This is a genomic window from Bradyrhizobium sp. USDA 4538, from assembly GCF_024171045.1.
In the GTDB taxonomy this organism is placed as follows: Bacteria; Pseudomonadota; Alphaproteobacteria; order Rhizobiales; family Xanthobacteraceae; genus Bradyrhizobium; species Bradyrhizobium australafricanum.
This window is the reverse complement of the sequence record NZ_JALJZE010000001.1, coordinates 7,294,947-7,320,327: the sequence shown is the minus strand read 5'-3', so window position 1 is coordinate 7,320,327 and position 25,381 is coordinate 7,294,947. Positions and strand designations below refer to the sequence as shown.

28 protein-coding genes and 1 tRNA gene are annotated in these 25,381 nt (G+C 62.8%); 16 read left to right on the top strand and 13 right to left on the bottom strand.

Annotated elements, in window-relative coordinates; translation table 11 throughout:
* Positions 1 to 20: 20 nt before the first annotated feature.
* Entirely contained in the window at positions 21 to 602 is a 582-nt protein-coding gene (locus J2R78_RS33490; RefSeq protein WP_026192875.1) for a hypothetical protein, read from the bottom strand.
* A 388-nt stretch (positions 603 to 990) separates the two neighbouring features.
* On the opposite strand from J2R78_RS33490, the gene J2R78_RS33485 reads away from it, so the two are divergent.
* Positions 991 to 1,650: a peroxiredoxin gene (locus J2R78_RS33485; RefSeq protein WP_092088955.1), complete on the top strand. Its 660-nt coding sequence runs from the start codon at positions 991 to 993 to the stop codon at positions 1,648 to 1,650.
* Between the two features lie 21 nt (positions 1,651 to 1,671).
* On the top strand, positions 1,672 to 3,135 hold the full coding sequence (locus tag J2R78_RS33480) for an FAD-binding domain-containing protein (protein WP_253608274.1): 1,464 nt from the start codon (positions 1,672 to 1,674) through the stop codon (positions 3,133 to 3,135).
* Here J2R78_RS33480 and J2R78_RS33475 read toward each other — a convergent pair.
* Positions 3,132 to 4,004, bottom strand: a complete 873-nt coding sequence (locus J2R78_RS33475) for a DMT family transporter (RefSeq protein ID WP_253608273.1) — start codon at positions 4,002 to 4,004, stop codon at positions 3,132 to 3,134. The genes J2R78_RS33480 and J2R78_RS33475 overlap by 4 nt on opposite strands.
* A gap of 563 nt (positions 4,005 to 4,567) precedes the next feature.
* On the opposite strand from J2R78_RS33475, the gene J2R78_RS33470 reads away from it, so the two are divergent.
* Positions 4,568 to 5,395 carry a YkgJ family cysteine cluster protein gene (locus J2R78_RS33470; RefSeq protein ID WP_253608272.1) on the top strand — a complete coding sequence of 276 codons (828 nt, stop codon included), beginning with the start codon at positions 4,568 to 4,570 and terminating at the stop codon, positions 5,393 to 5,395.
* 30 nt (positions 5,396 to 5,425) lie between these two features.
* On the opposite strand, the gene J2R78_RS33465 is transcribed toward J2R78_RS33470, so the two are convergent.
* Together J2R78_RS33465 and J2R78_RS33460 are read right to left on the bottom strand one after the other, a co-directional pair.
* A complete protein-coding gene (locus J2R78_RS33465) occupies positions 5,426 to 5,800 on the bottom strand; it encodes a hypothetical protein (RefSeq protein WP_253608271.1) in 375 nt (124 codons plus the stop codon).
* A gap of 140 nt (positions 5,801 to 5,940) precedes the next feature.
* Complete coding sequence (locus J2R78_RS33460; protein ID WP_253608270.1) at positions 5,941 to 7,125, bottom strand: MFS transporter; 1,185 nt, start codon at positions 7,123 to 7,125, stop codon at positions 5,941 to 5,943.
* 114 nt (positions 7,126 to 7,239) lie between these two features.
* Between J2R78_RS33460 and J2R78_RS33455 the strand changes: the two genes are divergently transcribed.
* From J2R78_RS33455 to J2R78_RS33435, 5 genes are all read left to right on the top strand, one after another.
* Positions 7,240 to 8,061 (top strand): helix-turn-helix transcriptional regulator, encoded by an 822-nt coding sequence (locus J2R78_RS33455; protein ID WP_253608269.1) that lies wholly within the window; start codon positions 7,240 to 7,242, stop codon positions 8,059 to 8,061.
* Positions 8,062 to 8,149: 88 nt separating this feature from the next.
* Entirely contained in the window at positions 8,150 to 8,377 is a 228-nt protein-coding gene (locus tag J2R78_RS33450; protein WP_253608268.1) for a hypothetical protein, read from the top strand.
* Positions 8,378 to 8,462: 85 nt separating this feature from the next.
* Complete coding sequence (locus J2R78_RS33445; RefSeq protein WP_028337636.1) at positions 8,463 to 8,681, top strand: hypothetical protein; 219 nt, start codon at positions 8,463 to 8,465, stop codon at positions 8,679 to 8,681.
* Positions 8,682 to 8,694: 13 nt separating this feature from the next.
* Positions 8,695 to 8,991: a plasmid stabilization protein gene (locus tag J2R78_RS33440; protein WP_253608267.1), complete on the top strand. Its 297-nt coding sequence runs from the start codon at positions 8,695 to 8,697 to the stop codon at positions 8,989 to 8,991.
* 801 nt (positions 8,992 to 9,792) lie between these two features.
* Entirely contained in the window at positions 9,793 to 12,057 is a 2,265-nt protein-coding gene (locus tag J2R78_RS33435) for a cation:proton antiporter (RefSeq protein WP_253608266.1), read from the top strand.
* Between the two features lie 76 nt (positions 12,058 to 12,133).
* On the opposite strand, the gene J2R78_RS33430 is transcribed toward J2R78_RS33435, so the two are convergent.
* Positions 12,134 to 12,580, bottom strand: a complete 447-nt coding sequence (locus J2R78_RS33430) for a hypothetical protein (protein WP_018272072.1) — start codon at positions 12,578 to 12,580, stop codon at positions 12,134 to 12,136.
* A gap of 213 nt (positions 12,581 to 12,793) precedes the next feature.
* On the opposite strand from J2R78_RS33430, the gene J2R78_RS33425 reads away from it, so the two are divergent.
* The 3 genes from J2R78_RS33425 to J2R78_RS33415 all read left to right on the top strand — a co-directional run bounded on the left by J2R78_RS33425 (position 12,794) and on the right by J2R78_RS33415 (position 14,694).
* Complete coding sequence (locus J2R78_RS33425; protein ID WP_253608265.1) at positions 12,794 to 13,066, top strand: hypothetical protein; 273 nt, start codon at positions 12,794 to 12,796, stop codon at positions 13,064 to 13,066.
* A 98-nt stretch (positions 13,067 to 13,164) separates the two neighbouring features.
* Positions 13,165 to 13,241, top strand: a tRNA-Arg gene (locus J2R78_RS33420).
* Between the two features lie 226 nt (positions 13,242 to 13,467).
* Positions 13,468 to 14,694 carry a site-specific integrase gene (locus J2R78_RS33415; protein WP_253608264.1) on the top strand — a complete coding sequence of 409 codons (1,227 nt, stop codon included), beginning with the start codon at positions 13,468 to 13,470 and terminating at the stop codon, positions 14,692 to 14,694.
* A 27-nt stretch (positions 14,695 to 14,721) separates the two neighbouring features.
* Here J2R78_RS33415 and J2R78_RS33410 read toward each other — a convergent pair whose 3' ends face one another.
* Both J2R78_RS33410 and J2R78_RS33405 read right to left on the bottom strand, forming a co-directional pair.
* Entirely contained in the window at positions 14,722 to 14,952 is a 231-nt protein-coding gene (locus J2R78_RS33410; protein WP_253608263.1) for a helix-turn-helix domain-containing protein, read from the bottom strand.
* A 1,454-nt stretch (positions 14,953 to 16,406) separates the two neighbouring features.
* Entirely contained in the window at positions 16,407 to 16,595 is a 189-nt protein-coding gene (locus J2R78_RS33405) for a hypothetical protein (protein ID WP_253608262.1), read from the bottom strand.
* An 876-nt stretch (positions 16,596 to 17,471) separates the two neighbouring features.
* Here J2R78_RS33405 and J2R78_RS33400 point away from each other — a divergent pair.
* Complete coding sequence (locus tag J2R78_RS33400; protein ID WP_253608261.1) at positions 17,472 to 17,642, top strand: hypothetical protein; 171 nt, start codon at positions 17,472 to 17,474, stop codon at positions 17,640 to 17,642.
* Between the two features lie 73 nt (positions 17,643 to 17,715).
* On the opposite strand, the gene J2R78_RS33395 is transcribed toward J2R78_RS33400, so the two are convergent.
* On the bottom strand, positions 17,716 to 17,967 hold the full coding sequence (locus J2R78_RS33395) for a hypothetical protein (RefSeq protein ID WP_253608260.1): 252 nt from the start codon (positions 17,965 to 17,967) through the stop codon (positions 17,716 to 17,718).
* Positions 17,968 to 18,158: 191 nt separating this feature from the next.
* On the opposite strand from J2R78_RS33395, the gene J2R78_RS33390 reads away from it, so the two are divergent.
* The 3 genes from J2R78_RS33390 (at position 18,159) to J2R78_RS33380 (ending at position 19,189) form a co-directional block, all read left to right on the top strand.
* Positions 18,159 to 18,362 (top strand): hypothetical protein, encoded by a 204-nt coding sequence (locus J2R78_RS33390; protein WP_253608259.1) that lies wholly within the window; start codon positions 18,159 to 18,161, stop codon positions 18,360 to 18,362.
* Positions 18,363 to 18,558: 196 nt separating this feature from the next.
* Entirely contained in the window at positions 18,559 to 18,735 is a 177-nt protein-coding gene (locus J2R78_RS33385) for a hypothetical protein (protein WP_253608258.1), read from the top strand.
* Positions 18,736 to 19,009: 274 nt separating this feature from the next.
* Positions 19,010 to 19,189, top strand: coding sequence for a hypothetical protein (locus tag J2R78_RS33380; RefSeq protein WP_253608257.1), 180 nt, complete (start codon positions 19,010 to 19,012; stop codon positions 19,187 to 19,189).
* A gap of 1,097 nt (positions 19,190 to 20,286) precedes the next feature.
* On the opposite strand, the gene J2R78_RS33375 is transcribed toward J2R78_RS33380, so the two are convergent.
* On the bottom strand, positions 20,287 to 21,297 hold the full coding sequence (locus tag J2R78_RS33375; protein WP_253608256.1) for an AraC family transcriptional regulator: 1,011 nt from the start codon (positions 21,295 to 21,297) through the stop codon (positions 20,287 to 20,289).
* 161 nt (positions 21,298 to 21,458) lie between these two features.
* Here J2R78_RS33375 and J2R78_RS33370 point away from each other — a divergent pair, with 161 nt between their 5' ends.
* On the top strand, positions 21,459 to 22,604 hold the full coding sequence (locus J2R78_RS33370; RefSeq protein ID WP_253608255.1) for an alkane 1-monooxygenase: 1,146 nt from the start codon (positions 21,459 to 21,461) through the stop codon (positions 22,602 to 22,604).
* Between the two features lie 26 nt (positions 22,605 to 22,630).
* On the opposite strand, the gene J2R78_RS33365 is transcribed toward J2R78_RS33370, so the two are convergent.
* The 4 genes from J2R78_RS33365 to J2R78_RS45055 all read right to left on the bottom strand — a co-directional run bounded on the left by J2R78_RS33365 (position 22,631) and on the right by J2R78_RS45055 (position 25,338).
* Positions 22,631 to 23,428 carry a hypothetical protein gene (locus tag J2R78_RS33365; protein ID WP_253608254.1) on the bottom strand — a complete coding sequence of 266 codons (798 nt, stop codon included), beginning with the start codon at positions 23,426 to 23,428 and terminating at the stop codon, positions 22,631 to 22,633.
* Positions 23,429 to 23,618: 190 nt separating this feature from the next.
* Positions 23,619 to 23,990, bottom strand: coding sequence for a hypothetical protein (locus tag J2R78_RS33360; RefSeq protein ID WP_016846479.1), 372 nt, complete (start codon positions 23,988 to 23,990; stop codon positions 23,619 to 23,621).
* Positions 23,991 to 24,233: 243 nt separating this feature from the next.
* Positions 24,234 to 24,527, bottom strand: coding sequence for a hypothetical protein (locus J2R78_RS33355; protein WP_016846480.1), 294 nt, complete (start codon positions 24,525 to 24,527; stop codon positions 24,234 to 24,236).
* 223 nt (positions 24,528 to 24,750) lie between these two features.
* Positions 24,751 to 25,338: a zinc-ribbon domain containing protein gene (locus J2R78_RS45055; RefSeq protein WP_253608253.1), complete on the bottom strand. Its 588-nt coding sequence runs from the start codon at positions 25,336 to 25,338 to the stop codon at positions 24,751 to 24,753.
* Between the last annotated feature and the right edge of the window lie 43 nt (positions 25,339 to 25,381).

The following is a 25,381-nucleotide window of genomic DNA, read 5'->3' as shown; positions in this document are numbered from 1 at the left end:
CAGTCACGCGGGATGATGGTTTACATCATTCCGATGTCGAACACGTTGGGGAGCTGCGCCGCGAGCGGCAGCGCAGTCGCGCCGACCAGCGTCGCCACCATCGCCGCCAGCGCGCGGCCGGTGCGGCGCTGACCGCGCATCTGGCCCGCGATCCACTCCAGAACCTTGGTGTCCATCTTGGCGCCCTGCCTCGGCGCCCAGCGATCGATCTCGGTGTCGGGCGACAGCGCCACCGTGCGCGGCGGCACCGGCAGGCCGGACTCGGAGGCGGCATGATGGGCGATCGCCTTGGCGAGCAGATCGTCGAACCGGCCGCCATCGCTGCGCTCGGCGGCGGCCTCGTTGATCGCGAACAGCGCCTCGATCTCGGCCCGGCTGACCGGCTGATGCTCAACCGCGGCCGCCGTCAGGATGCGCGCGCACCAGGCAGCGTCATCGGCATCGAGCGACCGGGAGAAATGGATGCGGCCCTTGGTGGTCGGGCCTTCGCCGGTGATCACGCCGTCGCGCACGATGGTGAGCGCATGGGCGGCAGTCTTGCGGCAGGACGGATGCAACGCACCGCTGAGAGGCTCAGCGGTCTTGGTACTTGGGGTAGACATTGTGGGAGCTTTCAATTCCTATCTCAGGCCAGCTTTTCCATGCGGGCGTAAACGAGTGGTTAATGATTCGGAACTTGCGTTCCGAGATTTTTAGATGGTTGCTATTTGGTCGCTTTAAACGTCGTCACGGTTCAGTCCTATAGCAGCCAGGGCCGGCGTGATGACTGCGATAAGCGGCATTATCTGGGCATTTCCAAGCCTTTGTGCCGCAGCTGATATTTCGCCGTAGGGATCCGGATCAAAACAAGTTGCTTGGAATTCCACCCTCAAGGAGAAATGTTTCACCTTTTTTCAGAACCCGTTCACTTAAGCCTTATCCCGTCCTATACTGGAACAGACAGCCTCAAATACAAATTCAATCGCAACTTCAAAGAGATGAGGTAAAATCATGGCACTTCAGATTGGCGCCGTCGCCCCCGACTTCGAAGCCGAGACCACCGAAGGAAAGATCAAGTTCCATGACTGGATCGGCAACAGCTGGGCGCTTTTGTTCTCCCATCCCAAGGACTTCACCCCGGTCTGCACCACCGAGCTCGGTGCGCTCGCCCGCCTGAAGCCTGAGTTCGACAAGCGCGGCGTCAAGCTGATGGGCTTGTCGGTCGACCCGGTGGACCGCCACGCCAAATGGTCCGACGACATCAAGGAAACCCAGGGCGCGGCGCCGAACTATCCGATGATCGGCGACACCGATTTCAACGTGTCGAAGCTCTACGACATGCTGCCGGCCTCGACCTCGGGCGATCCCCTCACCCGCACCCCTGCCGACAACCAGACCGTCCGCAACGTGTTCGTGATCGGACCGGACAAGAAGATCAAGCTGGTGATGGTCTATCCGATGACCACCGGCCGGAATTTCCAGGAGATCCTGCGCTCGATCGACTCGCTGCAGATGACCGCCAAGCATCGCGTCGCCACCCCTGCCGACTGGAAGCAGGGCGAGGACGTGATCATCGCGGGCTCGGTCAGCGACGACGAGGCCAAGACGATCTACCCGCAGGGCTGGAAGGCGCCGAAGCCTTACATCCGCATCGTGCCGCAGCCGAAGTAACGGCAGGCTCACTGCGTCCGGGTGACCCGCGCACAGCCGATCATCGTCTGGTTTCGCGACGATCTGCGGCTGTCGGATCACCCGGCGTTGCATGAGGCGGCGGCAAGCGGCGCGCCGGTCGTCGGCCTCTATGTGCGTGACGAAGAGAGCTGTGCATTGATGCCGCCGGCCGTACGTCGGCTCGGGGGTGCGACGCGCTGGTGGCTGGCGCAGTCGTTGCGCGCACTCGGCAAGAGCCTCACCATGGCAGGCGGATCGCTGGTGCTGCGCACCGGACCGGCCGCGTCGGTGATCGCCACGGTGGCGCGCGAAATCGGCGCACGCGCCGTATTCTGGAACGACATCGCGCAGGCACCGCATCAGGCCGTTGCCAGAGAAGTCGAAGCCGCGCTCGCAAGTGACAGCATCGACTCGCAAATTTTCCGCGGCGATCTGCTCGTCGAACCGAAGGCGATCCGCAACAAGGACAACCGGGCCTTGCGCGTGTTCACGCCGTTCTGGCGGCGCGTCCAAGGCCTCGGCGATCCGCCAAGGCCGTTGCCGGCGCCGAAGAGACTCACATCCATCGGCGGCATCGCGAGCGACGCCCTCGATGACTGGGGTCTCGAACCGACACGGCCGGATTGGGCCGGCGGCCTGCGCGAGACCTGGACACCGGGTGAAGCCGCGGCGCAGGCGCGGCTGAAGCGATTCCTCGATGAGGGGATCAGCGGTTACGCCGACGACCGCGATCGGCCCGACCGCGACGGCACCTCGCGCCTGTCGCCGCATCTGCGCTTCGGCGAGATCAGCCCGCGGCAGGTCTTTCACGCGGCCCGCTTCGCCGCCGCGGAAGACTCGCGCCTTGCCGGCGACATCGACAAGTTCCTCAGCGAGCTCGGCTGGCGCGAATTCTGCCGCCATCTGCTGTTCGACGTCCCCGATATGGCGGATCGGAACTTGCAGGAGCTGTTCGATGCCTTTCGGTGGAGGCGCAACGCTCTCGCCCTGGAGGCGTGGCAACGCGGACTCACCGGCTATCCGATCGTCGATGCCGGCATGCGCGAGCTCTGGCACAGCGGCGTGATGCACAACCGGGTGCGAATGGTGGCGGCCTCGTTCCTGGTCAAGCACCTCTTGATCGACTGGCGCACAGGCGAACAATGGTTCTGGGATACGCTGGTCGATGCCGATGCCGGCTCCAACCCCGCCAACTGGCAATGGGTCGCGGGCTGCGGCGCTGACGCCGCGCCCTATTTCCGCGTCTTCAATCCGGTCCTGCAGGGCGAGAAATTCGATCCCGACGGCGGCTATGTCAGGCGCTGGGTGCCGGAGCTCGCGCAGCTCTCCAACGAGCTGATCCATCAGCCCTGGACAGCGACACCGATCGAGCTGGCGAGCGCCGGCATCGAACTCGGCAAGACGTACCCGCCGCCGATCGTTGATCACAAGCAGGGGCGCGAACGCGCGCTTGCAGCTTACGCGAAGATCCGTCGCAAAGACTAAGCGCGGCGATTGACCAGCAGCACCGCCGCGGCGCAGGCGGCCATGCCGGCAATGGCGACATGATCCAGCCGCTCGTCGAACAGGACGTAGGCCATCAGCGCGGTCACCGCCGGCACCAGATAGAACAGGCTCGCGACCGAGGTCGCGGCATGGTGACGGATCAGCCAGTACAACAGCCCGATCGAACCGATCGACAGCGCGAACACGAGCCAGGCCAGCGCCAGCACGAACTCGCCGGTCCAATGCACCACATTGGTCTCGAACACGAAGGCGCCGATACCGAAGAAGATCGTCACCGCGATGTACTGCACCAGATTGCCGGCGCGCCAGTCGATCCGGTTGCAATAGCGCCGTTGGTAGAGCGTGCCCAAGGTGATGCTGATCAGCGAGACGCCGGAGGCGAGCCAGCCCCACCCCGCCTCGCTCGTCATCGGCCGGTTGTGCAGGATCAAGACGACGCCGGCGAGGCCGAGCACCAGTCCGCCCCATTGCAGCGGCGTGACGCGCTCGCCCAGCCAGCGGTTGGCAATGGTCGAGGTCAGGATCGGCTGCAGGCCCGGGATCAAGGCCGAGAGCCCCGCCGGAACCGAATGCGCGATCGCAATCGCGGTGCCGCCGAGATAGAAGCCGTGCACCAGGATGCCGGCGACCGCGCTGTGGAAAATACCAGTCCGGTCCGGCCAGTTCGGCCGCGCGATCGCGGCGATGACCGCCATCACCACCACCACGAACGCCATCCGGATTGCCAGATAGGTCAGCGGCTCCGCATTGTTGATGACGTATTTGGTGCCGATGAATCCGGTGCTCCACAGCACCACAAAGATCGCCGGCGCCAGACGAGCGGCAGTTTCCTCGAAGCTCTTGTTCATTGCAGGCTGTCATTGCCCGAAGATGAGGCAGCCAGCAATCGCGAATTTTGGCGGGGTGCCGCGCCCGTTTCCGCAAGCACACTTTCGTCCCGGCGCAAGCAGGGACCCATACTCCGCGGCGGTTGTTGTGAACGGGACCCGTCGTATCAGCATCGCGCAATAATCAGCATTCGTGGTTACGGGTCCCTGCTCCCGTGCGCAATTGCGCACTAGGCAGGGACGACACTGAGTGTGTTGCGCGGTCAGTGGTGTGCGCGAGGGGTTGCCCGTCGGGTCGACTTGCCGCGGTAACAGCGGCTCGCGAGCTCGCCGGCTCGTCAGCCCTCTCATGCGATGCGAAGCGCCGGCCGCACGCGCTGCCAATCACGACGATTTGTCCTCAGGGATGCCATGCGCGTTTGTCGGATGCGACATGCCGCCCTCGCCGATACGCTTCGGTAGAATCTCGCAGCCGTCGGTCGCGGCACGTTCCGGATTGCACTGGAATATACCGTCGCCGAATACCGGCGGCCAAAAACACTGCACAAGAAGAACCGGCCACGAGCCGGACAAGAAGAAAAACAATGGATCAAGTGGCGTTGGTCGTCGTTCGGGCGGTCGAGAGCGGCGCGACGACGACGAAAGATATTATCGGCGTGACCAGATTGTCGCGTCTCAAGGTCGAGCGTGCACTGAGCACGCTGGAGAAGCAGAAGCTGCTCCTCCGCGAACGGCAGGGCTCGTGGGCCCTCGGCTTTCCCGTGGCTCCGACGGTCAGGCAATGTGGATCATGCACCCTCTGCTGCAAGGTGCTTGAGGTGACCGATCTCGGCAAGCCGGTGAATACGGTCTGCAGCCACATCCTGGCGGGCGGCGGATGCGAGATCTACCACGAGCGTCCCCGGCAGTGCCGCTCATTCAGCTGTGCCTGGCTGCAAGGCCACCTCGATGATGATTGGTTTCCCGAGACCACGGGCATGGTGCCGCATTTCGGGCTCGACGCGCTGAATGTGCAGGTCGACCTCGATGATCCCGACCGCTGGCGCGAGGAACCCTATTTCAGCAAGCTGTGCGAACTTTCGTTGAAGGGCCTCAGGGTAAGTGAAGGGCGGCCGTATGCCACCCTCGTCATCGTCGGTCAGGATCGCTACCTGCTGCTCGGGCGGACCATCGTGCCCGATCCAACCCTGTTCGGCACCGCCTTCGTGCCGATTTCGCTCGACACCTTCCGCTACTGGAAGGCAACATCGCTTGAGCATCTGCAGCGGTTGAACGATCGGGTCATGGAGATCCAGCGCATCCAGCAGGAGTTCGGCCATTGCGCCATCCCTGACGACGACGATCCCTCCCCGCCTTACCGGCCGGCTCTGCTCCAACGGTCGAAGGAACTGGGCGTGATACGCACGACGTGACGACAGCCGGACACAGCGCAGGTCAGCTCGTCATCTCAGGTGATACTTCCTGCCGTTGGTGTTCGGGTCGGTGTTGTCGCTTGTCGAGAACATCAAGGCCGGGCCGAAGTAATTCCAGGTGTCCCGGTAAAATGCGAAGCGGCCGGCACCCTTGTCGATGATCTCTTGCTGGGTGGTGTTCGCGGGGCCGAGAAGCCGGTCGTCTTCGTACAATCGGGCAGTCTCGAGCGTGCCGTCCACGTATTTGACGGGGATGAGATACGCATATCCCTTGTAAAGACGGAAGGCGCCACGCAACAGGTTCCTGTCGATCGGACTCGGAGGAACCAGAAAAAGGAATGCGCTCGACGCCAAGGCAAAGAGCGTCGATCCGATCGCGATGCGCGTGCTGGCAGATGTCCTCAACGATACTTTTCCCTTGGCTCTTGCTTGCGAGGCTTCCCGCCTTCTGTAGCGCGCGCCTGCGGCGCAGACAACCGACCGCCCGCCGCCACGCCTTGTTGCGAGCCGGATCTGGCTCGCGATATTTCCGCATCGAAGGACAATCAGATTGTCGCCGCGCGGCCGGCTGATCGGCCCAGGACTGCCATCAACACCGTCGCGACGGCGCAGCACGCGAGCGCAACCTCCCAGCCTCCGGTCGCATCATGGGCAAGTCCGGCGAGCGGCGGGCCCGCGGCGGCGAGCGAGTAGCCGAGGCACTGCGCCATGCCCGACAGCACGGCCGCCTGCTGGCTGTGCGAGGTTCGCAGGCTGACGAATGTCAAGCCGAGGATGAAGGCTGCACCCGCCCCGAAGCCGAACAGCGCGACCCACAGCATTGCGAGCGACGGACACTGCCACAATCCCAGCAGCGAGAGGCAGGTCGCAAGCGACACGGTGATCGCAATCCCGCGCTGGTCCTTCATGCGCCGGACCATCGGCCCGAGGATCAGGCCGGGGACCGCGGTCGCCAATTGCAGCACACCGTGCAGCGTACCCGCCGTCGCCGCCGCGTAGCCTGCCTGAACGAGGATGGCGGGCAGCCATCCGACGATGATGTAGAACACCAGCGAGGTCAGGCCGAGGAAGCCGGTCACCTGCCAGGCGAGCAGCGAGTGCCAGATGCGCCCGCGATGCGGCGAGGAGGCCGGCTCGACTGTCGGGGCCGAGTGCGCCCCCAGCTGGGGTGCCCAGGCCATCAGCGCCACCAACGGAAAGATCAGCGTGCTGGCAAGCGAGAGATGCCAGTTCGATCCCAGCAATTGCGCGAGCGGGATGGCCACGACCGACGCGAGCGCCTGGGCCAATGCGGACGTGATCGCGTAAGCGCCGGTCAGGCTGGCGATACGGGTCGGAAAGTCCCGCTTGAGCAGGCTCGGCAGCAGCACATTTCCAACGGCGATTCCGGCACCAATGGTGGCGGTGCCCGCGAACAGCGCCCAGACCGGACCGGACGAGCGCAGCGCGATCCCGGCCGCGATGACAAGCAGCGCACCGAACAGCGACCGCTCGATGCCCCATTTGCGCCCGAGCACAGCTGCAACAGGTGAGATCGCGGCGAACGCCAGCAAGGGCAGCGTCGTCAGGATTCCGGCCTCGGCCGCGCTGATCCCGCTGGTCTCACCGATCATGCCGAGCATCGGCGCGACGCCGGTAATGGGCGCGCGGAGCGTCGAGGCGATCAGCAGGATCCCCGTCAACAACAGCCCCTGCCCGCCCAGCGTGCGCATCGGCGCTATCATCGTCATCGCATGCTCCTGCCCATCTGCATCGCCAGGCTATCGACTTGGCTGTCGGAAGAATTTACATATCTGTTCTATCGATCGCTAAATTCGGTCACTCGACGGGTTTCCGGCTCCCTTATGGGCTTTCAACTTCGCTATCCCTGGCCGGACCTTGATCCGGATGACGTCGCGGCGGCGGCCATCGCCGTGCGCCTCGACGTCACCGAAAACAAGGTCGAGGCGGCCGAGCATGCGCACCGGAAGGGACAGCTCGTCTTCGCGCTCGGCGGCGGCGTGATGTGCCGCGTTCCGAACGGGTTGTGGATGGTGCCGCCGCATTGCGGCGTCTGGCTTCCCGGCGGCACGCGCCACACCAATATCGCAACCGCCAATGCACGAATCTTCTTCGTCTTCATCGAGCCCGGTGCGGCCGACCTGCCCGACCGCTGCTCCACATTGTCGATCTCACCCTTGCTGCGAGAGCTGATCATCGCGCTTTCCGACCGTATGCAGCAGGACCACGGCACTGAAACCCTCGTTGCGCAATTGCTGCTGAGCGAATTGCCGCACATGCCGCTGCAGCAGCTGCATCTGCCGATCTCGCCCGAGCCACGCTTGCGACGGATCGCGGCAGCGCTCGCCGACGATCCGGCCGATCGCCGCACGATGGCCGAATGGGCCGAACGCGTGGCGCTGAGCGAGAGCAGTCTCGCGCGGCTCATCCTGAGGGAAACCGGCCTGACATTCGGACGCTGGCGTCAGCAACTGCATTTGATCGTCGCGTTGCGCGAACTCTCCGCCGGCGCGAGCGTTCAGCAGGTCTCGTCCGAACTCGGTTATGGATCCGTCACAGCCTTCATCACCATGTTCAAGAAGGCGCTCGGCAAGCCACCGGCGAAATATCTCAGCGATATCATGCAAGGGAGCGGCTCGGCGTTCGCGGCCGGCGGGCGAATTTAGGAACACCGGTCGGCAACGGACGTTTTCGACATATCGGGCGAACGACAAGCGAGCCGCCTGCGCCAAGCCAATGCAGCGAGGATGCCAGATGCCCTACGCGCTGTTCGATCGCGACAGACAGATCGACAAGGCTTTTCCGACGGAGAAGCAAGCGTGGGAACATGCACTGATCTGCGGGCTGGTCTTCGACGTTCCGGTCGCGGATGAAGCGCCGGGCCAGGTGCTGCCGACCGGCTATCACATGAAGCGAATTCCCGCCGATAGCGAAGTGTTCGAACCGGCGCCCGAATGGAAGTTACCGAACGAAATTTCGTGATCGGCCCGCGGCAGGGTTGCCGGTTGCGATCGTGACGTTGCGCGATAAGTAACGCCGAACCAGACCAACAATTCAGGATGAGCGCATGGCCGAAACCGGCAAGATTTTTCACGTTCGCTGCGTCGACAACACGTTGCAGCGGGATACGCTCTCGCTCGGGCGCGTCTACGAGGTGACAAGGGATATCGAACGTGACGGCTATTACGAGCTCAGCGGATTGGGCCGCTTCAGCCGATCCAGATTCGAGGTTGTCGAGACGAGCGACGACACGGCCGAAGTCCGGCAGACGTCTCGATCAAAATAGACAGGAGAGCGCGATGCCCAGAGGCGACAAGTCGAGCTATACCGACAAGCAGAAGCGGCAGGCCGAGCACATCGAGGAAGGCTACGAGACGCGTGGTGTTCCGGATCGCGAGGCCGAGCGGCGCGCATGGGCGACCGTCAACAAGGAGACCCACGGCGGCAAGAAGAGCGGCTCCGGCCGCGGCACGCGCGAGGATCATTCCCCGTCGCGCAAGGGCGGCAAGCTCGGCGGCAAGGCAGCCGCGAGCCGCCCCGCGGCGGAGCGGTCGCGTTCGGCGAAAAAGGCGGCACGCAGGCGCCGGGCCGCCTGACCGGCACGGACGTGGCCCCACAGACAGGAAGACAATACCGCAAGCCGGAGCATGATCCGGGAAATGCGCGGCGGTTTTCCGAAAAAATCATGCTCAAACAATGAGCTAGAGCGCGATGACGACGGCACACGATCTCATCGCGCGTTAGGCGACGGCTCGCAAATGCGTGATCGGGCGCCACCACCGGTTGCCTTCATTTCGGCACCTATCGGGAACAGGCTGTCGGCCCAGGAAGCAAAAGCGAAGCAAAGAAGCAAAGAAGCAAAAGCGAAGCAAAGGCGGCCGCCGCAGGGGGTGCCTGCAATTGACGTATCGGTCCCATAGCAGCTGGCAGGACGTGGATCTGCGCAATCTCGTCCGGGTCATATCGGCCTGCACCCTCGGGCTTTGGGCATTTGCGGCCGGCCTCCTGATCGGGACCTTCCTGCTTTGATGAATCGGCGCAGCACGCGCCGCCTTCCTACCCGCCGCTCAGGTGATGCGCGGCGACGAATAGGACGAGCGCGCTAAGCACCAATGCCGATGTGGCGCCGGCAACGCTACGCGCGAGTTCAGCCTTCGAAAGATTGGATCTGGTTGCCATTGCAGCCTCCCGTTCGCGCGAGCTGAGCCATAGCCGCTCCGGCGGTCAGGCTCGCTCATGGAGACATTCGCATCACCAGGATGAACGCATCATGAGCGAAACGAACCGCCGGTGCGTCCGTTCCAAAATCTGACCCAGTGGATCGCTTTCGGAACCCGGGCGTTGACCGCATGCGGCAAGCCGGCCGAGCCGCGCTGGAATTGGAAATCGGAGATGCCATGGTGATCCGCTGGGGGCGGCTTCAACCGGCGATTTGGGCGACCGTCATCCTGCTCGTGAGCATCACGGCAGCCGACGCTGCGGGCGACAAGGCGAGCAAGCCATCCGAGTTCATCCTGCTCGTCCAGATCGCGCTCCTGATCGCGGTCGGGCGCGGTCTCGGCGAATTGATGCAGCGGATCGGCCAGCCCTCCGTGGTCGGCGAACTGCTGGGCGGCCTGTTGCTCGGACCATCGCTGTTCGGCTGGCTGTGGCCATCGGCGCACGGCGTGATCTTTCCGCCATCCGGCGAGCAGAAGGCGCTGATCGACGGCATTGCGCAGTTCGGCATCCTGCTCCTGTTGCTGCTAACGGGCATGGACACCGACCTCAAGCTGGTGCGGAAGGTCGGCCGCGCCGCGACCACGATCTCGGTCGCGGGCATCGCGGTGCCATTCGTGTGCGGCTTCGTGCTCGCCGAATTCCTCCCCGACGGCCTGCTGCCGCATCCCGAAGCACGGCTGATCGCCTCGCTGTTTCTCGGCACGGCGCTGTCGATCTCCTCGGTGAAGATCGTCGCCGTCGTGGTGCGCGAAATGAACTTCATGCGCCGCAATGTCGGCCAGATCATCGTCGCCAGCGCGATCATCGACGACACCCTCGGCTGGATCATCATCGCTGTCATCTTCAGCCTCGCCTCGCGCGGCAGCCTCGACATCCTCTCGGTCGCGCAGGCGCTGTTCGGCACGCTCGCCTTCCTCGCGGTCAGCTTCACGATCGGCCGGCGGCTGGTGTTCCGGCTGATCCGCTGGGCCAACGACAATCTGGTCTCTTCGGCGGCGGTGATCACCGTGATCCTGCTGCTGATGTGCGGGATGGCGATGATCACGCATCTGATCGGCGTGCACACCGTGCTCGGCGCTTTCATCGCCGGCGTGCTGGTCGGGGAATCCCCGATCCTGACCCGGCAGATCGACGAACGGCTGCGCGGGCTGATCTCGAGCCTGTTCATGCCGGTATTCTTCGGGCTCGCCGGCCTCAGCGCCGACCTCACGGTGTTGAAGGATCCGTCGGTGCTGGGGCTGACCGCGGCGCTGGTGCTGATTGCGAGCATCGGCAAATTCGGCGGCGCCTTTGCCGGCGGTGCGCTCGGCGGGCTGACCCGGCAGGAGTCCTATGCGCTGGCGAGCGGCATGAATGCGCGCGGCTCGACCGAGGTGATCATCGCCACCATCGGCCTTTCGATGGGGGTACTGAGCCAGACCATGTTCTCGATGATCGTGACCATGGCGATCCTGACCACGATGGCGATGCCGCCGATGCTGCGCAGCGCGCTGGCGCGGCTGCCGCTCGGCCAGGACGAGAAGGATCGGCTGGAGCGCGAGGAATACGAGCAGCGCGGCTTCGTCGCCAATCTCGAGCGGCTGCTGGTCGCGGTCGACGAGAGCAGCAACGCGACATTCGCCGCGCATCTCGCCGGCCAGCTCGCCGGCGGGCGCGGTCTGCCGATCACGGTGCTGCATGTCGGCGCCAACGCCAAGCTGCAGGAGAAGAACCGTGCGGATGAGGAGAGCCCCGAGGCGGCGGTCATCAACGCGGCCAAGGCGAGCGCCGAAGCCGATGCCGACGGCGGCGGCAATGTCGACGTCATCAGCCGCGCCCGCGAGGAGACGGCGGCGGAGGCGATCGCCGAGGAAGCCAAAAAAGGTTTCGACCTGCTGGTGGTCGGCATGGACGCGGTCGCCGGCCCCGATGGCGGCTTCGACCGGCGGCTCGACGACCTGACCTCCGGCTTCGACGGTCCGCTGGCGATCGCGGCCGCCAAGGGCGTGCACGAGAAGGAGCCGACGGCGAATGCGCGGAAGATCCTGGTGCCGGTCTCGGGCAGCAACGTCTCGCGGCGCGGAGCCGAGGTCGCGATCGCGCTGGCGCGCCTCTCGAGCGAGCCGCTGCAGGTGGTCTACGTCTCGACCACGCGCGACAAGGGCGCCCGCCGCACCAGCCCCAGCATGTCGCTGGCGCATGAGGAAGCCATCCTGAAGGACATCGCGGCGACCGCGGCGCGCTACGACATCAACGTGACGACGCGGCTACGTGCCAACACCGCACCAGAGGTCGCGATCCTGCAGGAGATCGCGTCAAGCCGGGCCGACCTCGTCGTGATCGGTGTCGACCGCATCCAGGGCGACAGCCTGAATTTCGGCAGCGTCGCCGCGGCCGTGCTCGGCAAGTCGAAGGCGTCCGTGCTGCTGGTGTCGGATGGCGACGTCAGGCCCAAGACCTGAAACCCCACACCTGAATCTCCCAAGACTTGAAACAAAGACCTGAGCAAGGAGGTTCGAAGCGCGAGCGCGTCCGCGCCTACCACTCTTCCGGACAGGGATCGACGATCTTCCAGAGATCGACCCCGTTCTTGATCTTCTTCATCTCGGTGGTGAGCCCGCCATTGCGGCGGATCCAGTCCTTCACCGTATCGGGGTAGTAGGACATCAGATCGGAGGTGCCCTCGAGGCTGGTGACCTTGATGCCGAAGGTGAAGGCCTTGTCGTAATAGGCCTGGTGGAAGCCGATGCTGGCCCGCGGCGTGACGCAGATCTTGTTCAGCGGCACGATGCCGAACACCAGCGTGCAGGCCGAGTTGCAGATGCCGTCGATCACGACGCGCTCGCGGCGCTCGCGGATCTGCTTGTACTTGGCCTTGTACTCCTCGACATAGCCGCCATGGTCGCGCGTGATGTGCAGCACCGCCCGCGCAGGCGTCGCGGCCAGAACCGAGAGCAGCAAGGCGACAAGGGGCGTGATGCGCATGGATCGTTCGAAACCGCGGGAAAGGCCGGGCCCGGGCGGACCTGACCGCAAGACTCTGGCCGGACTGTGTTGGCAATCCGTTAAGCATCCGCAAAAAGGCAAAATTTGGCGCGCTGTGACTGATTTCCCGCAGCTTTTGGCCCCGATTCCGGGTTAGATGGGCCCCCGGGGCGGCCCACAATGCCGATTCCCGTAAATGCCCGGAGGCCGCCCATGACCAAGACCAAGCTTTTCGCCGCCCTCGCTGTTGCCGTGATGGCCCTGACCCCGGCGGTCGCGGCCGATCTCACGGCCCATCCGCGCCACCACAGGCATCACCACCACGCCCATTGGGGCCTGCCCTACCACATCAGCTATCTGCACAATTACGGCCCGGGCCCGACTGCCGGCAGCTTCGCCTATTACGACGGCTCCCCGCGCAACAAGTGCTACCAGAGTGCGGCCGCCTATATCGGCCAGGACCACCGCCGGCATCCCTGCTTCTGACGGCTGTAGGGGAGACGGCGGGACGTGCCGGCACCGCCGGGTGCCGCGCTCCGTGCCTGCTGGCCCTCCCCGCCCAAGTCTGATAATCGACCCGCGACGCGCTCGTAGCTCAGCTGGATAGAGCATCGGATTTCGATTCCGAGGGTCGGGAGTTCGAATCTCTCCGAGCGCGCCAAGCCCGCTTTTGCCGCCCTTCGCTCATCGTCGCCCGCGGCCTCCACCAACCAACTAAGCGCCTGTTTTACATCTCATTTTCGCGTCGCCGAGCGTCGTCGTCCGTCGCTCGTCGTCGCCGGCGATCCCGCGCCGGAACGCCCCTTTTGCTGTCCCTCGATCTGAGTTAGAATCTCCCATCGCCGAGAGCCGCATTATTTTGCGAGGGACAGGAGTTCGAATCTCCCATGCAGATTCCAACTGAAAAACCGGAGATCACCGCAAAGAACTACCTTTCCGTCGGTCCCGGCGAGTACCCGTGCGGCAACAACCTCTATCTGATCGTCACCCCCAGCGGCGGCCGGCGCTGGGCGTTCCGTTACCAGCGCAATGGCATCGTCAGAAAGATGGGTTTCGGCTCGGCCAAAGCTGCAGGCCTCAAGCCCTCAGAGGCCAAGGACAAGGCGATCGACGCCCTGCGGCTTCTTGCCAAAGGGACCGATCCGCGAGATCAGCGCGACGAGGACAGACGCCGCGAGCAAGGATCGCGTCTGTTTGGTGAATTCGCCGAGGAATGGCGGCAGACTTATGAGACCGGCCTGAAACACAAAGCTGCGCGCAACAAGCTTCGGCGCATCGTACAGGTTACCTGCCAACCGCTGCACAAGTTGCAACTCGACCAGATTGAAACCGAACATGTTAGCGGAGTCCTGCGGAAGGTCTGGCATCAGCGCGAGATCTCTCGCGATGCACGCCAGCGGATCAAAAAGATTCTGGACGCGGCGATAGCGCTGAATCCACGGCCGAAACACAACCCGGCGGACTGGGACAGCCGACTGAAGCCGATTATGCCGAAGCAGCGAAAGCGGGGCACGATCCGCGGCAGTCATAAGGCCATGGACTACCATGATCTGCCGGCATTCATGCAGAAGCTCAACGCTGATCCCGATCAAAGCGCGCGGGCCCTCGAGGTCGCAATCCTCACGCTGGCTCGAACCAATGAAGTGCAGAACATGCGCTGGCCGCAACTCGATCTCGAAGGCGGGCTTTGGGATCTGAACACGCTTGATACCAAAAACGAACGGCCCAAACGGACGCCGATGCCCCGACAGACCTTAGCCTATCTGCGCGAGGCCTATCAGAGCCGCGTTAGTGACGAGTTCGTATTTCCAGGTCGCAGCCTAAAGCAGCCGATCTCAAATATGACCATGCTCAAACATCTGAAGGAGATCACCGGAGACGAAACACTGACGGTCCACGGCTTCCGGACCACGTTCCGGACCTGGGCACAGGAGGAAACCGACTTCGAGGAGGAGATCGTCGAGCATTGCCTACATCACATCACCGGCGATGATGCTGAAAAAGCCTATAAGCGCGGTGAGGCGCTCAAGAAGCGTCGTGTCGTGATGCAGGCGTTTGCTGACTTCGCGACGCGACCACCAAAAAACAACGTCAAATCGATAAGGGCCGCCTAACTGGCTGTCTCCGCCCGCCGCTAGGTATCAGGCTTCGAAGCCATCGCGACCATCGGGTAGGTTCTCCAAGAAGGACGCCAGGTCGGCACGCGTGATGATGGTTCGTGTGCCGTACTTGCGAATTCGCAAGCGCCCTTCCCTAATCGCCTTATAGACCGACGTCTGGCCGAGTGAGGAAAGCACTGCAGCTTCTGCAACAGTAAGACCGAGTCTTTCCAAGGTAGGCCGGACGGGTGCGTCGCGTTTTGCTATCGTCATCGATCTTTGCTTTGAAAGCGGCTCGTCGGTCGCGTGTGTTCGCCTTACCGATGCATGAGACCTTCACTGCGGTCTCTTCAAGAGAAGCGGAACAGCCATAGATTCAAGGCGAGCGCTCGACAACGAACCGATACAAAACGGCGCAGTTTCGGACGCATTTGCGTACAATTCGGATGGTTATCAAAGGGTACTGCGATACGGTGCACGAGGACGCCGCTTGAAAGACGCCTCATAAGTCTCCCCATGGACGAGGTAGTTTCGCTTTGTCTTGAGAGCCCGCATGTCCGCGTAGATGCGCGTCAGCTCGCTCGCCGGCCGTTTGTGAACCAGTTCACAAATCGTCCCCCGTAAAACCACGGCATCGCACTCCCTTGCGCTCGACCAAGAGGTCTATCGATCGTTGTCGGCGTCGCCGCGAATGCGCGCGGTCGCAATGGAGCAGGATGGTTCATCCTTGCGTTAATCATCTCCCCACTGATCGCGCTTTTGCTGGTGTTGGTCATAGAGCGCAAGATGAGCTCAGGCAGTGACGCAGGGCGCAAAGACACGCCCAGCCGTTCTGAGGTGATCCGCCGGCTGGTCGAGATCAGTCTGGGGAAGGCCAAATGAGGCGCGCGCCCGCGGGTCACGCAAACTCGGGGTACCGTCCTAGTTAGGACACCCGCAGATCGGAACTAGGACACCCTTCGGTTGTTAATGGCCACAGCGGTCATTTTATCGCTGGGGAATTTCAATGCGGCTGTACTCTGATCTGATCGGATAGACAGCGTGGAGATCGCCCTCGCCAGCACTGTAGCAGTGTCATTCATTGCGCTTCTTGCCAGTATGGCGTGGCTTCTGTTTGGCTGACATGCTGATCGGTTCCGCTCCTCGGAACACCGTGCTCTCCCGGAATCCTCAAGCCTGTGGATAAGAGTAAAGTAGGTTCTTGCCGAGGTGAGAGCATTTCAGTGCGTGAGATTTTCGAGAATTTCCTTGGCTGGGGGCCGTAAGACGCGAACGGCCCCCTCTCGATTCAGCCGGCGCGGTGAGACGGCCCCAGCATTAAGCTCCAAGGGTGCTCGGGCCGTTTCTTTTGGAAAAAAGTGACGCGCGAACCGGAACGGCCCATGTACGCTCCCGGCAGTGAGCGACTTATCCCGCCCTTCAACACGCAACGCATTAACGATTTGGTACCAATTGGTGTCAGGCTAGGCTCACTGCAGACGACAGCGAATTCGGAAAGGCTTAACCGACTAGCCCAGTTGGCGGTCTCTCAATGGGGCCCACTATGATCAAAGGCTTCGCAATTGCAGCAATCGCGGTGCTAGGCACATCGCAAGTAGACCAGTATTTGACCCACGGTTTTTATACCGATGCCGTGCTAGCGATGCTGAGGCAGATGAGGCATTGGTTCGGAGTTTGAACCACGCGGATCGATTGGGCTTTCCAAGCGGCTTAAGATCGGTGTGAACTCAAGCCGCCGATTGATTATTCTCCGAATAATCGGTGTTGCAGGCCCTGAAATGCGCTGCAATTTCGGCCTCGGCGATCTGCTCCCAACGCTCAGCTTGGCAGAGCCACATCGATCTTTCGGTAGGACGCAATGCCGCTTTCTGGCGGCACAACGTGCTGAGTGCGCGGTAGCTCCGAATATTCTCCATTGCCACACTCCTCGCTGAGACCTTCGAGCATATTTCAGCTTAATACGTCACGGCGATTACAATTGTCGGACAGCCTTCCGTGCGCACCTTGAGGGTTTAGCGGGACCGCCTGCCTTGCTTTAAAATTCAGGCGGCCCCTACCGGCCACATCAATTATCCTGGCAGCGGCCATAGCCGGCCGACAAAAGTATGAGCAAAGCTATTTGACCCTCTTATGACAAAGGCAACGCATGGGCCCATGTGTCAGGGCTGCGGAATAGTATCGGACACCGAACAGACTGCTAGTTCTACATGTTGCAGCCTTAGCTGCCGGGATTTTGCAGAACCTTCCCGGGGCTGGACCAACGCCGCTCGCGATCATTTCAAGCGGGCGGCGTTGTTGTTTGAGTGAATCCGCATGTTGCCGATCGGCGGCTGATTGCCTCAGCCGGGCGGAAGGTAACCGCCGGGCTGCAGCTGCTTCACCATCGCAAGATTCTTGTCGATCGCCGCCAGCAGCTTGTCGTAACGCATTTGCAGGAACTCTGACCGGGCTGGACGGCTTACCTCCCGAAACTGCTCCCGGCTCGTCGGCTGACAGTTCACGAATGCTCGTCATCTTCATCTGCTCTCCCTCCTGTTGCCGGCGGCTCCATTGCGACCGGTGCAGGATGGATATGAACTCCAAGCGTCCATCGCTGTGACGTAAGCCGCGGAGGCCCCCGCTGAGTTGATGGGTGCGTCAGGGAGCCTTCGTCGTGGTGTTGGAGGGGCCAGCAACTAAGACCGACGTGAGGCGTTTCCAAGTCGCCCCTACCGCGGCGGCCGGTGTGCGCACTGGATCAAGGTCAAGAACCGAATTCACCCGGCCATGTATCGACAGCTCGAATAATGGAAATGGACCGGTCCTTCTATCTCGTGGGCTTTGCGCTCGTCCTGATCATCCTCGTCTATGGCCTGTGTGGCAGCCTCAGGAGAAGAAGAGCGCGGCGGGACGAGGAAATACGTCGGCTGATCGACGAACGCATCGACCGCATGGACATGAAGCGCGACAAAAAGCACGATTAATCGCATTAACGCATGTCAGTCAGCGCTGGTGTCTAATCTCCGCCAACTGAGACGGTTAATCTGGATTCTCATATCAGCGGTGACGCAGACCGCCGTGCACATTCTGAGAGTGGGCCGTGACCAAGTTTTTGCGGTGCTTCCGGGCCGCCGCTTCGGCCTCACGGGCCAGTCGTTCAGCCTTTAAGCGCTCGCGGTTTGCATGAAACGCCGCTTGGGTGCGTTGATACTCGGACATCGCCGGCTTGGCATCGGTTTCCTTGAAGACCTTTTGCGCCTCACGTTGGGCGGCAGTAGGCGGCCTCCATCCGGAATTATGAGCGGTCATTCCCTCCTCCTTCGGTGATAGCCGTGGGGCTTGTTGTGGGTTGATAGCGTGCGCCCTGCGTACCGCTAGGGCGCATGCGCAACTTCTAAAGCCGCGGGGACCATCAAATTCTCTGCCTGTTTTCCAGTTGCCGCAATCGAATATTTGCCTAGGGTTCGCAAATCCAGGGTCCGATAATTATCTGTCCAGACATGCCCATCCGGAGACCGCTGGAAATCCCGCCTGCGGTAGCCCGGCAGTTCGCCGCCAACATGCGGGCGTTTCATGTCGAGCACGATCCGCTCAAGCGGGACGAGATCGCAGCTGATACCAGTCATCTCCTCCTCGAGCAGATGCCCAAGGGCGCGAAGCTGCGGCTTGCCGACGTGCTTGAGCTGTTCAGGCTGATGCGATGACCTGAGCCGGCTCGCATCGTTTGGGACGCAGGTGGCGCTTAAAACTTTCGTCTGTCGGCTTCCATTTTTTTGTATTCCCCGTTGCAACATTCCTCGAGGTGAGTGCCACAGGGCCGTGCCCACAACGGCTGATCGCTTGCACCAACTACCTCCCGTGCTAGAACGCCGCCACGAAAGTGGATGAAGGATCGATGCCTTGGTCAAAAAGAAAAAGAGTGCTCGTCGTGAGTGGACGAAGGATGATGTTAAGACGCTGAAGTCGCTTGCCAAGCAAAAAGCTGGCGTCAAAAAAACTGCAAAGACGCTGAAGCGAACTCCCGCCGCCACAGCCGCGAAAGCGCATATCCTCGGGGTATCGCTCAGCACGCAGTAGGTGGACGCAGTGTGAATGGTTTGGCTGCACCGAGCCTTAGGGTGCTTAGAACCAGCCCTACATCCCTCAACATTGGTGCCCCGGAGACGGGACCACGGACGTGATTGGACAAGCTCAAATATTCAGCGCACCGGCTAATGATCGTCGGAGCCCCCAGGGCGGCATTGTGCTGAGCAGCAGGCCCAAAAAGGCCCTGGCGATGGGGCCGGGGCCAGTTGTTCCTATGCCGAATCGGGAGCGAGCCCCGACCGCCTACGCTACGTGACATAAAACCTTGGCACGTTTTGTGCTGAATGATCGGCACCGGGTTTTGCGTGACCCTCCCGGGGGCTGGGAAGCCGCCGCTCGCGATTTATTTCAAGCGAGCGGCGATTTTTTTGTCTCCAAAGCTCTTCACCGCGCCGCCGATCTCCCGAACGACAGCTCGCAAGATCAAGGCGACAAATTTGATTGACTGACCTCACTGCCAGCCCCTCGACTTGCCCCTCGAACAAAATCGAAGCAAAAATTCATTGGTGCCTGAACGACTTAGAGGGAAAATTCGAACCTCTCCGAGCGCGCCAGCGATTTTACCGATAGATCAATAATTTAAGCCGCGCTCATTTCGTTCTGAGTGAGCGTTTTCGCGTTGCGAGCCAGCTCAACTCGCTGCAAGTAAAATCAACGCGCTACCAGCCGCTACAAATCACTCCGCGCAACACGGGCGCAATACGGCGGTTTAGCGTCTGTTCTGAAGCGACGCTGCAAGATGAGAACGACCCCGACGCCACGCGCCGAGGCCGCCCCTGTGGCTCCCAGCCGGGTTGGGGGTATAGAGCCGGGAGCCGGAAGACACTACTTCCAAAACCACCGCTCGTTCCTGCCGCCAATAGCACCAATAGGGATTACCTCCCGGCCAGGCTCGCCGAAAAACGATATCGGAACTCGAGTGATGGTATCGGCCGCCCTGCCGACGAGAGGGACGGTTAGCAAATCGGCAACTAGATCGGCGCAGGCTTCTCTGAGGGACGGGACCGTTGGGGACGCAGCACGGTCACGTTTCGGAGGAGCTGACGTGTAGGCCCTGGCGTCGGCTCCTCTCTTAGAAGCTTGTGTGAGTTCGGCAACAGCCGTCTCTCCGCGGATCTGCTAAGGAAATGACACTGGGAATTTCAGGGCCCTAGCGCTGGGAATGACAGGGCGCCGCCGGGACAAACCATTTCGGGCCCGGCGGCGTAGCTTTTAGGTCGGCGTCACAGTATCGATGCCGAGCGATCCGAGCACCGCGCGAGCTCGATCCGGCAGCCGATCGTTGCAGCGATCCTGCCGCGAAACCATTTTCATCAGCGGACGAAACCGGGCGGAAACAATTGACCGGTACCACTTGTCCCAAACAATAATGGGGAAGTGTCATGATGGAAGCGACCATTGTCGCGCTGCTGCTCCTCAGCGCCGCTGTGTTTTTTGCCCACGCCTACGACGCCCTGCATACGCATTGACGGGATCGGCATCGTTTAGGTCTGCGTACCGTCCACCAGGGTCTGTGGACTTGCGCGAGCCAACAATCGCGCCCTAACCCCGCCCGTTCTTCTCGCCGAACCACCGCCGGCACGCCCGGCTGAAGCTCGTCGCATCGGTGTAGCCGAGCGCGGCCGCCATTTCGTCGCGCGATTGGGTGCCGGCCGCGAGCATGATCCTCGCGCGCTCGCGCAGCACGCCGTCGAGCAGCGGGCGGAAGGCGCTGCCGGTCTCGGCGAGCCGCCGCACCAGCGTTCGCCGCGAGGTGCCGATGAGGCGCGCGGCCTCCTCCTCACCAAGACGCTGCGGCAGGCGCGCCGCGATCAGGCGCTCGACGATCCCCGCCAGCGCCGTGGTGTCGGGCTGCGGATTCTCGATCGCCTCGAGCGCTTCGATGGCCTTGGCGTGCAATTGCGGATCGGCAAACGGCGACGGCCGCGCGCCAAGCGCTTTCGGCACCTCGAAGATGAAAGCGGCAGCGTTGAACTTCACCGCGCAGGAATAATGCTCGAGCAGCCGCGCCGCGCCCGCAGGCGGCGGCCAGGGAAATTGCAGCGTCGCCTGCCCGATCGAATCCTCGAGCAGCTGGACGTACACGGCGTGCACATTGAGGCTGACCGCCAGCGCCACGGCGTGCCACAGCGCTTCATCCATCGCGACGGCGGGAGAGATTTCAATCTGGATCGCTCGCGCGGTCTTGCGCAGCCGGTTACGGACGAAGGGCGCGCGGGTCGACCCGAAGCGCGCGCCGGTCGCCAGCGCGTCCGCGATGGTCGGCGCCGTCCTGGTCGCGACGTCGAGCGCGCCTTGCAGCGATGTCGACCACACCGCCGCGGCCGACAACGGCCACAGCTCGCCATGCCGGCGCGTGATGTTGGCCGCCAGCACCACCAGCGAGGATACCGGCATGTGAGCGCCGGGCTGGTCGAGCGCCTCGAGCCGAATTCCGGTGCCCTTCAGCAGCTCGTCGCGATCGCTTCGCGTCTGGCCAAACGCCCGCACCAGGGCCCGCGCATAGGCCGCGGAGACCGGCGAGCGAAGGGCATCGGATTCCGATCCGTGCATGGCGTCGGCGACCTCCCCCTCGTGAACGTCCGGCCGAACAAGCTTGGCGCAAAATGCCACAAAATTGGCCTGTTGTGAACTGGCGGCGCAGGCCCGCCTCGCGGCATGCTCGGCCCAACAATGGCGAACGCCGCCTCGCAAGAGATGCTGGAGGGAATGCGATGATCTTCACGGGCACCAATGCTGCTGGCGAAACGATCACCTACCGGGACGGCAAACGCTATCTCTGGATGCTCTCGTTCATTCCGCCGCTGATCCCGCTGTTGTCCTACTGGCTCTTCCTGCGGACGCACAATCCGCTGGTGACGCTGATCCCGTTCGTCTTCATCTTCATCCTGATCCCGCTGCTCGACGTCGTGTTCGGCGAAGACACCCACAATCCGCCGGCGGAAGTGGTCGCCGCGATGGAGGCCGATCCCTATTACCTGCGGCTCGCACGCGTCACCGTGGTGTTTCCCTGGATCAACTACGTCGCGCTGATCGCCTTCTTCGGCACCCAGGATCTGCCGTGGTGGTCCTATGTCGCCTTGCTGCTCGGCGTCGGCACCATCAATGGCGGCGCGCTCCTGATCGGGCACGAGCTCGGCCACAAGCCGGACAGGCTCAACATCCTGTTCGGCATGCTCGCCAACTGCGCGGTGGGCTACGCGCATTTCCGCGTCGAGCACAATCGCGGCCATCACACTTGGGTCGCAACCCCCGAGGACCCCGCCAGCGCGCGCTTCGGTGAATCGATCTATGCGTTCGCAACGCGCGAGCTGCCCGGCGCGTTCAAGCGCGGCTGGCGCAATGAAGCCGAACGGCTGACCAGGCGCGGCGAGCCGGTCTGGTCGGTCAACAACGAGATCCTGCAGGGCTTTGCGCTGACGCTCGTCGTCGCGGCCGTGCTGATTGCGCTGTTCGGCTGGAAGGTCGCGCCGTTCATCGTCGCGCACCATTTCCTCGGCTGGTACGCGCTGACCCAGGCCAACTATGTCGAGCATTACGGGCTGCTGCGCGAGAAGCTGCCGAACGGCCGCTACCAGGCGGTCGAGCCGCGCCACTCATGGAATACCAACCACATCGTCTCGAACCTGATGACGTTCCACCTGCAACGTCACTCCGACCACCACGCCAACCCGATGCGCCCCTACCAGTCGCTGCGCGATTTCGACGACATCCCGCGGCTGCCGAACGGCTACACCGGCATGTTCGGGCTGGCGGCGATCCCGCCGCTCTGGTTCCGCGTGATGGACCCGAAGACCCTGGCCTGGGCCGGCGGCGACAAGAGCAAGCTGAACCTCCGCGATCGGCCCGCGAGCTCGTGATCGCGGCGATTGCCCGGCTCCCGGTCCTACATCTGGGCCGAGCGCCGCTTCATGGCGCCGATGCCGAGGAATGAGCCATTGATCGACAGATACTGGCTGGTGAATTCGAACGTATCGAAGCTCGGCGCCTCGAACTGCTTCAGCGCCTTCCAGAGCAGCGTGGTATCCGGACAGGCTTGGGAATGGATGTCATGATGCACGATGATGCGGGCGTGGGAACGCACCAGCAGATGATCCTGTAGCGCACCGCGCAGGCTGTGATCGCCATCGATAAAGACGAAGTCCGGCTTCAGCCGGTCGACATGCGCACCGACCAGCGGCGAGGTCGAAAAATCCTGGATGTAGATCGGCTCGATAGCGGCCTGCTGCTGCAGCAGATCGAAATAGGTCGAGATAAAGGGCGTCGGCGCGATCGGATCGAGTGCAATCACGGTCTTGAGGTCGGCGCCGCTGTTCCTGAGCCACTCCGTAACCAGGACGAACATGCCGCCCCAGCGGCAGCCGATTTCCATGTACGAGGAAACGCCGGACGAATTGCGCGCAAGCCAGGCGAGGTATGGCGCAAGCTGGTTCGGGTATTGCCAAAGGTGGAGGCCCTTGCCGAAGTTCGGCGCCAGCTCCGGCGGCTGCTCATGAAGCAGTTCGTCATTGAGCCCCAGCGCCGGGATGAATTCGCGTTCGAGGAAGTCCACGTCTGTACGCTGAGCCGGATTCAACCCGGCGATCGCATTGATCGCGTCACCGACGGTGACAGCGAGATCGGCGAAACGCTGGTATCGGTCGGCTTGGTATCGGTCGGTTTGGGCTGGCTGGGCGTTGAGCATCGGCGCAATCAGATCGGTGGGCTGAAGAGGACACAGAGAGGCCGCAGGTCGTCGCGCCCCGATGATTGAACGGATGGGACATCCGTCTCGGGCGCGAAATCTTGCGTTCGGTCGCGAATAGTCCGCCTTCCCCCACCGGAAGAGCGAGCCGCTTCGGCATGGCGCGCCCGGCGTGCAGCCGGCATTCCTTTCAGCCACTCGGAATCTTCCGACGCACGGCCTCCACGCCGGCATCGGTCACGTTGTATCTGCGCCCCATCTCCGGGACGATCCAGCCCTTCTCGATCATTCCGGCAATGGTGCTCGGGCCGACGCCCGCGGGAAACGGACGGCGGTTGCGGATCGCGTCGATCGCGACCCGCTCGAGATGGGTGGCGACATGCGAGGGGCGCGCGCGAAACGCCTTTGCCATGATCAGGACCGACAGGACCTCGGCGCGCCGGCGCACCGCCGAAGCGCTGCGGGTCAGTTCGTTGCTGATCTCGAGAGCGTTCTTGCCGGCCCTGGCGAGTTCTCTGAGCTTCTCGTCCTCGTCAGGGCTCCAGCGCCGCACGATCCCCATCTGCCCCTCACCGCCTGGATACCCATCTCAAACCGATGCATACGCAGGCGGCGCTGATTTGCCATGTGACTTTCGGCACCTCTTGATGCGACGTCGGGGCTGTCGCCATCAGGACGGCCGATCGCGGTGTCGCACGATGCAGCACAAAGAGCACGATCCGATTGAATCGGATCATGCTCTCAATCCCCTTGCTTGGTGGCGTTTTGGTTGCGCGAACCGGTATTCACTTCGCGCTGGAACGCTTCAGTGCTTGCTGGGTTCAAGCGCGATGAGCACGCCGGTCGGCTCGGGCTCGTGCGGCCGAAGCGAGGTCAGCTCCGGATCGCTCCACTCGGCGAGACTGACGACTTCGCCGGTCTGCCCCGGCATGTCGGAGGTCTGGGCCGGTTCAAGCACCTTGAGCCCGCTGGTGTCGACGAAGAACGTGTGCTCACCGAACACGCTGTTCAGTTGCGCCACGGCCGGGTGATCGTCCGGAAGCACCTGGGCATTCAGTTGCGTCATGGTCTGCTTGACTTGCGTGGAATTGAGTTTCATCCGCTGCTCCTTCTCGTTGGTTCCGGCCGCGATGGTTTCCTTGACAGGTTTCCTTGACAAGTTTCCTTGGCTGGTTCCTCCCCGCCCGCACCCCACATCGGGGGCTTCAAGGTCTCGAACCAATCAGGCAACGAAACGTTCCGCACGCGCGACGCATTGACCGCCTGCGCAGCGGTTCCCCGCGTATCAGATGTGAAGTGCGACTCTGATGTCACGCCCATCGCTACGAGACGGGAGGCTTCTTCCTTGCGAGCCCTTCCAGGTGCACGCGGCGCGCGGCGGATTTGCGCGCGCGCTCCCTGGTGCGGCAGGCCCGGCAGCGCACTGCCGCGGTAAATACATCGCCCTTGGCGGTCTCGTACCACCATTTCTGCTGCAACGGCGTCCAGACCTCGGCAACGCCGCAGTCCTTGCAGATAAAGGGCTCCGGTCGATAGGTTCCGCGCAGCACGAAATCGGGAGTCGAATAGCTGTTCGATGGCGCGAGCCGCGTCGTATCCACGGCAACCTCGTCGCGCGCCAGCGCAATCTTGTAGTCGCGGAGACGTTGCCGTTCAGCGGCGCGTTGCGCCTGGATGCGGCGCCATTCCTCGGCCTTGCGCCGCCTGGCTTCGATCTCTCCGTTCGTCTGCTTGCTGCGTTTCACGGCGGCACATCCGTCTGGGTCGAATGCCTTCGGCGCATCGACGAAGTAAATACCGGGCAGCACGACCTCGTCGATGATGACGTCATTGATGCGCTGCCGTTCTGCCGCCGGCTTGTCATAATTGCCGCAACATTGCGCGACGACAAGGTCCCGTGCGGGGAACACGTAGAGGCGCTGACGGCCGTCCGAGGCGGATGACTTCGGGATG

What these genes read in the sequence shown, in the direction of transcription:
- J2R78_RS33400 (WP_253608261.1), top strand. Translation starts at nt 17,472, where the DNA reads ATGGACCGGTCCTTCTATCTCGTGGGCTTTGCGCTCGTCCTGATCATC.
- J2R78_RS33430 (WP_018272072.1), bottom strand. Translation starts at nt 12,580, where the DNA reads ATGCGCATCACGCCCCTTGTCGCCTTGCTGCTCTCGGTTCTGGCCGCG.
- J2R78_RS33485 (WP_092088955.1), top strand. Translation starts at nt 991, where the DNA reads ATGGCACTTCAGATTGGCGCCGTCGCCCCCGACTTCGAAGCCGAGACC.
- J2R78_RS33475 (WP_253608273.1), bottom strand. Translation starts at nt 4,004, where the DNA reads ATGAACAAGAGCTTCGAGGAAACTGCCGCTCGTCTGGCGCCGGCGATC.
- J2R78_RS33405 (WP_253608262.1), bottom strand. Translation starts at nt 16,595, where the DNA reads ATGGAGAATATTCGGAGCTACCGCGCACTCAGCACGTTGTGCCGCCAG.
- J2R78_RS33455 (WP_253608269.1), top strand. Translation starts at nt 7,240, where the DNA reads ATGGGCTTTCAACTTCGCTATCCCTGGCCGGACCTTGATCCGGATGAC.
- J2R78_RS33355 (WP_016846480.1), bottom strand. Translation starts at nt 24,527, where the DNA reads ATGAAACTCAATTCCACGCAAGTCAAGCAGACCATGACGCAACTGAAT.
- J2R78_RS33445 (WP_028337636.1), top strand. Translation starts at nt 8,463, where the DNA reads ATGGCCGAAACCGGCAAGATTTTTCACGTTCGCTGCGTCGACAACACG.
- J2R78_RS33425 (WP_253608265.1), top strand. Translation starts at nt 12,794, where the DNA reads ATGACCAAGACCAAGCTTTTCGCCGCCCTCGCTGTTGCCGTGATGGCC.
- J2R78_RS33365 (WP_253608254.1), bottom strand. Translation starts at nt 23,428, where the DNA reads ATGCTCAACGCCCAGCCAGCCCAAACCGACCGATACCAAGCCGACCGA.
- J2R78_RS33450 (WP_253608268.1), top strand. Translation starts at nt 8,150, where the DNA reads ATGCCCTACGCGCTGTTCGATCGCGACAGACAGATCGACAAGGCTTTT.
- J2R78_RS33470 (WP_253608272.1), top strand. Translation starts at nt 4,568, where the DNA reads ATGGATCAAGTGGCGTTGGTCGTCGTTCGGGCGGTCGAGAGCGGCGCG.
- J2R78_RS33410 (WP_253608263.1), bottom strand. Translation starts at nt 14,952, where the DNA reads ATGACGATAGCAAAACGCGACGCACCCGTCCGGCCTACCTTGGAAAGA.
- J2R78_RS33390 (WP_253608259.1), top strand. Translation starts at nt 18,159, where the DNA reads ATGCCCATCCGGAGACCGCTGGAAATCCCGCCTGCGGTAGCCCGGCAG.
- J2R78_RS33370 (WP_253608255.1), top strand. Translation starts at nt 21,459, where the DNA reads ATGATCTTCACGGGCACCAATGCTGCTGGCGAAACGATCACCTACCGG.
- J2R78_RS33360 (WP_016846479.1), bottom strand. Translation starts at nt 23,990, where the DNA reads ATGGGGATCGTGCGGCGCTGGAGCCCTGACGAGGACGAGAAGCTCAGA.
- J2R78_RS33435 (WP_253608266.1), top strand. Translation starts at nt 9,793, where the DNA reads ATGGTGATCCGCTGGGGGCGGCTTCAACCGGCGATTTGGGCGACCGTC.
- J2R78_RS33460 (WP_253608270.1), bottom strand. Translation starts at nt 7,125, where the DNA reads ATGACGATGATAGCGCCGATGCGCACGCTGGGCGGGCAGGGGCTGTTG.
- J2R78_RS33490 (WP_026192875.1), bottom strand. Translation starts at nt 602, where the DNA reads ATGTCTACCCCAAGTACCAAGACCGCTGAGCCTCTCAGCGGTGCGTTG.
- J2R78_RS33440 (WP_253608267.1), top strand. Translation starts at nt 8,695, where the DNA reads ATGCCCAGAGGCGACAAGTCGAGCTATACCGACAAGCAGAAGCGGCAG.
- J2R78_RS33395 (WP_253608260.1), bottom strand. Translation starts at nt 17,967, where the DNA reads ATGACCGCTCATAATTCCGGATGGAGGCCGCCTACTGCCGCCCAACGT.
- J2R78_RS33415 (WP_253608264.1), top strand. Translation starts at nt 13,468, where the DNA reads ATGCAGATTCCAACTGAAAAACCGGAGATCACCGCAAAGAACTACCTT.
- J2R78_RS33375 (WP_253608256.1), bottom strand. Translation starts at nt 21,297, where the DNA reads ATGCACGGATCGGAATCCGATGCCCTTCGCTCGCCGGTCTCCGCGGCC.